This window comes from Candidatus Methylomirabilota bacterium, from assembly GCA_035764725.1.
In the GTDB taxonomy this organism is placed as follows: Bacteria; Methylomirabilota; Methylomirabilia; order Rokubacteriales; family CSP1-6; genus DASRWT01.
The window spans coordinates 1-7,874 of sequence record DASTYT010000015.1; the positions used below are offsets into that span (position 1 = coordinate 1).

Genomic DNA, 7,874 nt, shown 5'->3' on the forward strand with positions numbered 1-7,874 from the left:
GACGCGGTGGCAGTCATCGCGGGGCCCAAGGGCCGCCGCCGCGTCCCCCTCGCCGAATTCTTCACCGGCGTGCGCCGCACCGTGCTGGGCGCCGACGAGCTGCTCGTCGAGCTCGTCGTGCCCGATCCGGGCGCTCACAGCGGGGGCCAGTATCTCCGCCACACGCCGCGACGCGAGCTGGACATCGCGGTGGTGGGCGTGGCCTCCCAGCTCATGCTGGGTGGCGACGGCAAGTGCGCGAAGGCGCGCATCGCGCTGGCCGCGGTCGCGCCGACGCCGGTGCGCGCGACCGCCGCCGAGCAGGCCCTGCAGGGTCAGGCAGTGACGCCCGAGCTCATCGAGCGCGCCGCTGGCCTCGCCGTGAACGCGGCCAAGCCCATTGCCGACCAGCGGGGCTCCGTGGAGTTCCGCCGCCATCTTACCCGGGTGCTGACCCGGCGCACGCTCACCACGGCGCTCGCCCGCGCGAGCGCCTGACCCTACCAAGGAGACCCAGTGAAGAAGCAGGTCCTGAGCTGCACGGTGAACGACGAGGCGGTGGAAGTGCTGGTCCGCCCCTACACGACCTTGCTGGACGCCCTCCGCGAGGACATGGGGCTCACCGGCCCCAAGGAAGGCTGCGGCACCGGCGACTGCGGGGCGTGCACGGTGCATCTCGACGGCCAGCCGGTTGCGAGTTGCCTGATGCTCGCGATGCAGGCGCGCGGTCGCTCTGTCCGCACGATCGAGGGCCTGGCCAAGACCGGGCAGCTCCACCCCCTCCAGGACGCCTTCGTGCGCCACGGCGTGCCCCAGTGCGGGTTCTGCATTCCCGGGGTGCTGATGGCGGCCGCAGCGGTGCTCGCCGAGAATCCCAAGGCCACCGAGCAGGAGATCCGCTACGGCATCGCCGGCAATCTCTGCCGCTGCACGGGCTACACGAAGATGCTGGCCGCGATCACTGAGGCCGCGGGCGCCGGTTCGGCCGCGGGCGCCTCGGCGCGGCGGGAGGGCTAAGCCATGTCCGTGATGAAGACCACGCGCGACATCAAGGGAGTGGGGGATCCGATCCCGCGGGCCGACGGCCGCGAGAAGGTCACCGGCGCGGTGCTGTACGTCGCCGACATCCAGCCGCGCGGCCTGCTCCACGCCAAGCTTCTCCGCAGCCCGCACGCCCACGCCAAGATCGTGCGCATCGACACGAGCAAGGCCAAGGCTCTGCCGGGCGTGCGCGCTGTCATCATCGCCAAGGACATGCCGCAGCTCAAGAAGAAGGCGCCCACGCGCGCCCACGCCGTGCTCGCGATCGACCGCGTCGTCTTCTCGGGCCAGCCCGTGGCCGCGGTGGCCGCCGACGAGCTCGCCATCGCCGAGGAAGCCCTCGATCTCATCGAGGTGGAGTACCAGGTGCTGCCGGTGGCGGTGGATCCGCTCAAGTCCATGCAGCCGGGCGCGCCGCCGGTGGCGGAGGCCGGGACGGAGGCCGACACCAGCGAAGCACTCGCGCACTCCGCGGTGGCGCTCACCTCCACCGAGACCAAGCCGGCCAAGGCCGTCAACATCTCGCAGCAGGCGACGGTCAAGCGGGGCGACGTGGCCAAGGGCTTCGCCGAGGCCGACCATGTCCTCGAGAAGACCTATCGCGTGCCCATGGTGCATCAGGGATACCTCGAGCCCCATGCCGTGCTCGCGCAGTGGGACACCGTGGGCAATCTCACGCTCTGGGCCAGCACCCAAGGCTCGTTCAACACGCGCTCCGAGGTCGCCGACGTGCTGGAGATTCCGGAGAACCGCATCAAGGTGATTCCCGTCGAGTGCGGCGGCGGCTTCGGCGGCAAGATCCGCGCCCTCTGCGAGCCCATCACGGCGGAGCTGGCGCGCGTCACCGGCAAGCCCGTCCGTTACGTGATGACGCGGAAGGAAGAGCTGGAGGCGGGCATGCCCGCGCCCCAGGTCATCATCAAGCTCAAGACCGGGGTCAAGCGCGACGGAACCCTGCTGGCCCTCGAGGCCGACACTATCCTCGACACCGGCGCCTTTTCGGGCACCGTGCTCGCGGTGAGCGCGGTGTTCCTCGGGAGCATGTACAAGTGGCCGGCATTCGAGATCCGGGGCATGGAGGTGCTGACCCACAAGCCCAGCGTCGCCGCCTATCGCGCGCCCGGCGCGCCCCAGACCATCTTCGCCATCGAGTCGCACATGTCGCAGATCGCGCGCGAGCTCGGGCTGGATCCGCTGGAGTTCCGCATGCGGCATCTGATCCAGGAAGGCGACCCGATGGTGAACAATCAACCCTGGCAGAGCAACGGGGCCAAGCAGGTGCTGGCCAAGGTCGGCGAGCATCCCATCTGGAAGGGGCGGAAAGAGTGGGCGGCCAGCGGCGGCAAGGACGGCCGGGGGCTCCGCGGCACCGGCTTCGCTCTAGGCGGCTGGCTGGGCGGACTCCAGCCCACCAGCGCGACGGTCCGGCTCAACCCCGATGGCTCACTCAATGTGCTGACGGGGCAGGTGGACATCGCCGGCACCAACATCTCGCTGGCTCAGATTGCCGCCTCCGCCTTCGGGGTGGACTTCGACCAGGTGAAGATCACCACCGGCGACACCGACTCCGCCCCCCTGACCGGCCTCTCCGCGGGCAGCAAGACGATCTACACCGTGGGCTCCGCGGTGCTGAAGGCGGCCGAGGACGCGCGCAGGCAGACGTTCGAGATCGCGGCCAAGGAGATGGAAGCCTCCGTTCACGACCTCGAGATCCGCGACAACAAGGTCGTGGTCAAGGGCGCGCCGGACAAGTCGATCACGCTGGCGTCGATCGGCAAGAAGGGCAATCTCTACATGTCCAAAGTGCCGCCCGTGCTCGGCACCGCCACGCCGGCGTTCTCCCAGCAGGCGCCCGGCTTCGCCGCCCAGATCGCGCGAGTCGAGGTGGATCCCGACACCGGCGAGACCACGCTCCACGACTTCGTGGTCATCCAGGACGTGGGCAAGGCCATCAACCCCCTTGGCGTGGAGGGCCAGATGCAGGGCGGCGCGGTGCAGAGCCTCGGCATCGCCATGACGGAGGGGCTCATGTTCGACGACTCGGGCCGGCTCATGAACCCGAGCCTGCTCGACTACCGCAAGCTCACCGCCGCGGATCTGCCGAACATCGAGACCATCATCGTGGAGGTCCCGTCGCCCTCGGGGCCCTTCGGCGCCCGCGGCGTCGGCGAGCCGCCCATCGTCCCGGCGCCGGCCGCCATCGCCAACGCGGTGGAGGATGCGGCGGGCGTGCGGATCACCGAGCTGCCGGTGACCCCGGAGCGCATCGCGCTGGCGAGGGCCGCCAAGGGGAACGGCGGCTAGCGACCGCTCACGCTCCGCGTGGGCGCCAGAGCTTCTGGGAAGGCACGCGCATCGCCCGGTTGAACTTGCTGGATGAGTTCTCCCAGGCGATCACCGCGGTGAGCTCCACGAGCGCGTCGTCCGCGTAGTGTCGGCGCACCCGTTCGAAGAGCTCCTCGGACGTGTCGCGCCCCGTGATGGTCATCGCGTCCGCGTACTCGAGCGCGACGCGCTCGGCCTCGGAGTTGAGGCTGGCCACGCGCCGGTTCAGCAGCGCCACCAGGCGCTTGTCGAGGAGCCCCGAGGCGTCGAGGCCGCTCCACATGGCGCGCGCGCCGCGGAAGATCGTGGGCCGGCGTGCATACACGCGATGGTTCAGGAGGGGCGCGCCCCACTGCTTGGCCTGCGCGTCGAGCACCGCCTTGACCGCGGGCTCCAGGCGGTCGGGGTCCGCGTCGGAGATCCGCGCCATCTCAGGCGGGCTCGCTCTCGAGGCGGGCCACCAGGTCGCGCAAGAGCTCGAGGCCACCCCGGTCGAGCGTGCGGTCGTTGACGATCAGCTCCACGTCGGGGGGCAGGCTCTTGCGGATCCGCGAGGCGCCCTGCTCGGAGCAGAGAACGATGCGCGTGAGCTCCAGCATGCGGCCGATGGACCAGGGATCGTCGGAGGAGGCGAGCACCGGCGCGATCTGCGTGAGTCCCGCCGACTGCACCGAACGCAGGAGATTCTGGCTCCCCGTGGACGTCGTGCAGACGAGGCCCACGGTGGTGCCGGGGGGCAACTCGGTCAGGCGGAGCAGGGTGGAGATGTTCGACTCGGACATGAGCGCGACCACCGGAGGCCCGTCGGAAGGCACCGCCGCTTTCACCTCATGGATGTGGAAGAAGGTGGTGACGACGACCCTATACCCCGCCAGGAAGGCCGGGTCCCCCTCGATGCGCGGGGCCAGCTCGTCCGCCAGCACGCGATCGACGGCGAGCGGGAGCTCCGCCTCGAGCGTCTCGCGGTAGCGGTTCAGCTCCTCCCAGTTGCATTCGACGAGCAGCGCGCGAAGCTTCGGCGTGCGCGGACGGCGCCCCACGTGGGGCGCGCGCGCGGCGACGGTGGCGAGCAGCTCCTCGTGGGTGAATCCCAGGCGCCGCGCCTTCTCCGTGGTTTCCTCGACCAGGCGCTCCAGGCTCCGCGCGGCCCGGCCCTGGCGGGCGGTCGGCTGCTCCACCACGAAGGTCCCGCGGCCGGGCCGGCCCTCGAGATAGCCATCCTTCAGGAGATCGGCCAGCGCGCGCGCCGCGGTGTTCCGGTTGATCCGGAGAAAGCCCGCGAGCTGGCGCACGGTGGGCAGCTGCATGCCCGGCTTGAGATGCCCGGTCTCGATGAGATGGCGGACCTGGGTCGTCAGCTGGACATGGACCGGCACGCTGCTCTGCCGGTTCACCCAAAGCCCCGACGGCGGGGCGATGCGCGAGGACTCTCGCGGCACCGGCTCGCGGCTCTAGGCGGCGAGGCGCTTCGGCTGCGCTGTCGGGGCGGGCCCCGCCAGCCAGCGACCGGTACGGATCAGGGCCAGCCCCAGGCTCACCCGGAACGGGCGACTCTCGCGCAGCGAGCTCACCAGATTCTGCCTCGCCGCCTCCACCCGTGCCTCCCTCAGCTTCTCGTGCGCCCAGCACTCCTCCGCATGCGTGTTCATCGAACCAGCCTCCATTGGCTATGAGCGGTTTGAATAATGTCCTAGGCCAGTATGACATTAATGACCTGTCGCGTCAATCTCTTGCTCGCCTCTTTTTGGTTATCCCGGAACTGACCAGGAAGGATATGGTCTAACTGTGCGTGGAGGGGGTCCATGCGAGTCCGAGACCTTCCTCGCCCGCCTGCGGGCCGGCGATGCGCAAGCCTTTGAAGATATGGTCAAAACCTACCAGCACCGCATCTATGGCGTGGCCCTCCGGATGATGGGCAGCCGCGCCGAGGCCGAGGAAGTCGCCCAGGAGACCTTTCTCCGTGCCCATGGGGCGCTCGGCGAGTTCCGGGGCGACGCGCGCCTGTCCACCTGGCTCTACGCGATCGCCTCTCGTCTGTGCCTCAACCGCCTCGCCTCGGGGGAGCACCGGATGGCCCGTCGGCGTTCGGACGCGCTCGAGATGCTTCCGGGCCCGTCGGAAGATCAGCCCGGCGGCGATCTCGAGCGGAGCGAGCGCGAGGCGGCGCTGCATCGAGCCATCGGCGAGCTGCCCGAGGACCGGCGGGTCGTGGTCGTCCTGCGCGACCTCGAGGGCCTGACCTACGATGAGATCGCCGTGGCGCTGGGACTCGAGCTCGGCACCGTGCGCTCGCGACTGCATCGCGCGCGGCTCGAGCTCAAGGACAAGCTGGAGCGCTATCTCACATGACCTGCACGGAGATTCGGGAGCAGCACTCGGCCCTGCTCGACGGCGAGCTTCCGGCGGCGGAGCGCGCCCGCGTGGAGGCGCATCTCGCCGGGTGCGCGGAATGCTCGGCCGAGCTGGCGCGCCTCGCGCGGATGCTGGGAATGCTCCACGCCCTCCCGGCGGAGCGCGCCCCGGTGGGCTTCGTCGACCACGTGCTCGCCGCCACGCGGCCCACGCCCTGGTACGTGCGCGCCTGGCGCGGGCTCACGCAGCCGTGGCGTCTCAAGCTGCCGCTCGAGGCCGCGGTGCTGGTCATCGTCGCGCTGGGCGCGGTATACGTGTTCCAGAAGACGCCCGAGCTGCAGCAGGCCGCCCGTTCCGAGGCGCCCGCGCCGTCCTCGACTCCCGCGCCCGCCCCCGCCGCACCCCCACCGGCTCAGGAGTCCACCCGCGCGAAGCCCGCAGCCCCGGCGCCTGCGGCGGCCCCTCCGAGCAGCGGCGTTTCGAGGGACGCGAATCGCGCCGAATCCAAGCTCGAGTCGGCGCCCACGGCGCCCGCGCCGCTGGCGAAGGAATCCGACTTGAAGGACAAGGCCGCGTCGACGCGCGAGGCCGAGAGCCTCGGTGAGAAGAAGAAGACGGGAGGAGCGCGGATGGACGCGCAGGCGCCGCCGGCCGCGTCCACCGCCCAGCCCGCACCTGCCCCCCAGTCCACGCCCACCCAGCCGGAGCCACGGCGCCAGCGACTCGGGGGCGCGACCACGGCCGCACCCGAGGCCGCGCGGACCTTCGCGCCGCCGGATGCGTCGGGGCGCCTCGCCGTCGGCGATCGCGAGGCGGCGGAGCGCGCGCTGGTCGAGCTGCGTGGCCGGCTCGGCGTCACGGAGGCGTTCCGCCGCGACGCCGCCGACGGAGTCGTCATTGAGATGATCGTGCCGCGCGGCGCACTGGCCGATTTCACGCGCGGCCTCGATGGGATCGGCCGCTGGACGTGGGACCGTGATCCCAGCACCTTGCCCCCACAGATCCGCCTGCAAATCTTGCTCGCCCGCTGACCGTTCCGCCCCGCCTGGCCGGGAACTTCCGCCGACCTCCCCGGTCCAACACAGCAGAAACACCCAAACGCCGGATCGACCGGGGAGGACAGTTCCCATGAAGCGGAAGCTCGCGGCCCTCGTCATGCTCTCGCTGTTCGTCACCGCGCAGATGGCGGTGGCGGCAGCGCCCGTGCCCATCACGCGGGACAGCCAGAAGGACGTGATGGTGACGATCTACAACGGCAATCTCGGTCTCGTGAAGGACATGCGCGAGGTGCGGCTGCCCGCCGGCCTCAGCGACGTGCAGTGGAAGGACGTGGCGGCTCAGATCGACCCCACCACCGTGAGCCTCAAGTCGCTCACGGATCCGGTGGGGCTGCGCATCCTCGAGCAGAACTACGAGTACGACCTCGTCTCGAGCGCCAAGCTTCTGGAGAAGTACGTGGGGAAGCGCGTGCGCCTCTACGGCAACGACGGCACCTACGTCGAGGCCACGCTGCTTTCCACCAACGGCCCCGTGTACGACATCAACGGGCAGATTCACCTGGGGCACTATGGCCGTGTGGTGCTGCCCGCCCTGCCGGAGAACCTCGTCTCCCAGCCCACCCTCGTGTGGATGCTCCGGAACGGCGCGGATCGCCCGCAGCGGGTGGAGGCCTCGTACCTCACCGGGGGTATCACGTGGCGGGCGGACTACGTCATGGTCCTCAACGCCTCCGACACGCGCAGCGACTTCACCGGCTGGGTGACGGTGGACAACAAGAGCGGCGCGACCTACGGCAACGCGGCCCTCAAGCTCGTCGCCGGTGACGTCAATCGCGCCCGCGACGGGCGCCGCGAGAGTCGCATGATGGAGATCGCGTCCAAGGCGGCTTCGCCCGCCGCGGCCAGCCGCGACTTCGCCGAGGAAGGCCTCTTCGAATACCACCTCTACACGCTGGACGGCCGCACGACCATCAAGGACAACCAGACCAAGCAGCTCACGCTGATGGCCGCCCCCGACGTGACGGTGAAGAAGGAGCTCATCTACTACGGCGCCCAGGAGTACTACCGGAATGCCTACGGGATGCCGGTGTCCAACCAGAAGGTCGCGGCCTACGTCGAGATCCGCAACAGCAAGGAGAATCGCCTGGGCCTGCCGCTGCCCAAGGGCAAGGTCCGCGT

9 protein-coding genes are annotated in these 7,874 nt (G+C 70.2%); 6 read left to right on the forward strand and 3 right to left on the reverse strand.

Annotation, left to right across the window (positions count from 1 at the left end; all coding sequences use genetic code 11):
- The 3 genes from VFX14_02185 to VFX14_02195 all read left to right on the forward strand — a co-directional run.
- On the forward strand, positions 1–477 hold a 477-nt coding region (locus VFX14_02185), incomplete at its 5' end, for a xanthine dehydrogenase family protein subunit M (GenBank protein HEU5188477.1).
- 18 nt (positions 478–495) lie between these two features.
- Complete coding sequence (locus VFX14_02190) at positions 496–996, forward strand: (2Fe-2S)-binding protein (protein HEU5188478.1); 501 nt, start codon at positions 496–498, stop codon at positions 994–996.
- Between the two features lie 3 nt (positions 997–999).
- The gene (locus VFX14_02195; protein ID HEU5188479.1) at positions 1,000–3,324 is read left to right on the forward strand and encodes a xanthine dehydrogenase family protein molybdopterin-binding subunit; all 2,325 of its coding nucleotides are present in this window, start codon (positions 1,000–1,002) and stop codon (positions 3,322–3,324) included.
- A 7-nt stretch (positions 3,325–3,331) separates the two neighbouring features.
- Here the strand turns inward: VFX14_02195 and VFX14_02200 are convergent, their stop codons facing one another.
- From VFX14_02200 to VFX14_02210, 3 genes are all read right to left on the reverse strand, one after another.
- Entirely contained in the window at positions 3,332–3,775 is a 444-nt protein-coding gene (locus VFX14_02200; protein HEU5188480.1) for a hypothetical protein, read from the reverse strand.
- 1 nt (position 3,776) lies between these two features.
- Positions 3,777–4,721 carry a GntR family transcriptional regulator gene (locus VFX14_02205; protein HEU5188481.1) on the reverse strand — a complete coding sequence of 315 codons (945 nt, stop codon included), beginning with the start codon at positions 4,719–4,721 and terminating at the stop codon, positions 3,777–3,779.
- A 75-nt stretch (positions 4,722–4,796) separates the two neighbouring features.
- Positions 4,797–4,994, reverse strand: a complete 198-nt coding sequence (locus VFX14_02210) for a hypothetical protein (GenBank protein HEU5188482.1) — start codon at positions 4,992–4,994, stop codon at positions 4,797–4,799.
- A gap of 136 nt (positions 4,995–5,130) precedes the next feature.
- On the opposite strand from VFX14_02210, the gene VFX14_02215 reads away from it, so the two are divergent.
- The 3 genes from VFX14_02215 to VFX14_02225 all read left to right on the forward strand — a co-directional run.
- Entirely contained in the window at positions 5,131–5,694 is a 564-nt protein-coding gene (locus tag VFX14_02215; GenBank protein HEU5188483.1) for a sigma-70 family RNA polymerase sigma factor, read from the forward strand.
- Positions 5,691–6,728, forward strand: a complete 1,038-nt coding sequence (locus VFX14_02220) for a zf-HC2 domain-containing protein (protein HEU5188484.1) — start codon at positions 5,691–5,693, stop codon at positions 6,726–6,728. The genes VFX14_02215 and VFX14_02220 overlap by 4 nt, the downstream gene beginning before the upstream one ends.
- 97 nt (positions 6,729–6,825) lie before the next feature.
- Positions 6,826–7,874: DUF4139 domain-containing protein (locus VFX14_02225; GenBank protein HEU5188485.1), on the forward strand; the 1,049-nt coding region annotated here is incomplete at its 3' end.

Excerpts from the sequence above, each read along its gene's own strand:
- VFX14_02195 (HEU5188479.1), top strand. The coding sequence starts at position 1,000 with ATGTCCGTGATGAAGACCACGCGCGACATCAAGGGAGTGGGGGATCCG.
- VFX14_02200 (HEU5188480.1), bottom strand. The coding sequence starts at position 3,775 with ATGGCGCGGATCTCCGACGCGGACCCCGACCGCCTGGAGCCCGCGGTC.
- VFX14_02210 (HEU5188482.1), bottom strand. The coding sequence starts at position 4,994 with ATGAACACGCATGCGGAGGAGTGCTGGGCGCACGAGAAGCTGAGGGAG.
- VFX14_02220 (HEU5188484.1), top strand. The coding sequence starts at position 5,691 with ATGACCTGCACGGAGATTCGGGAGCAGCACTCGGCCCTGCTCGACGGC.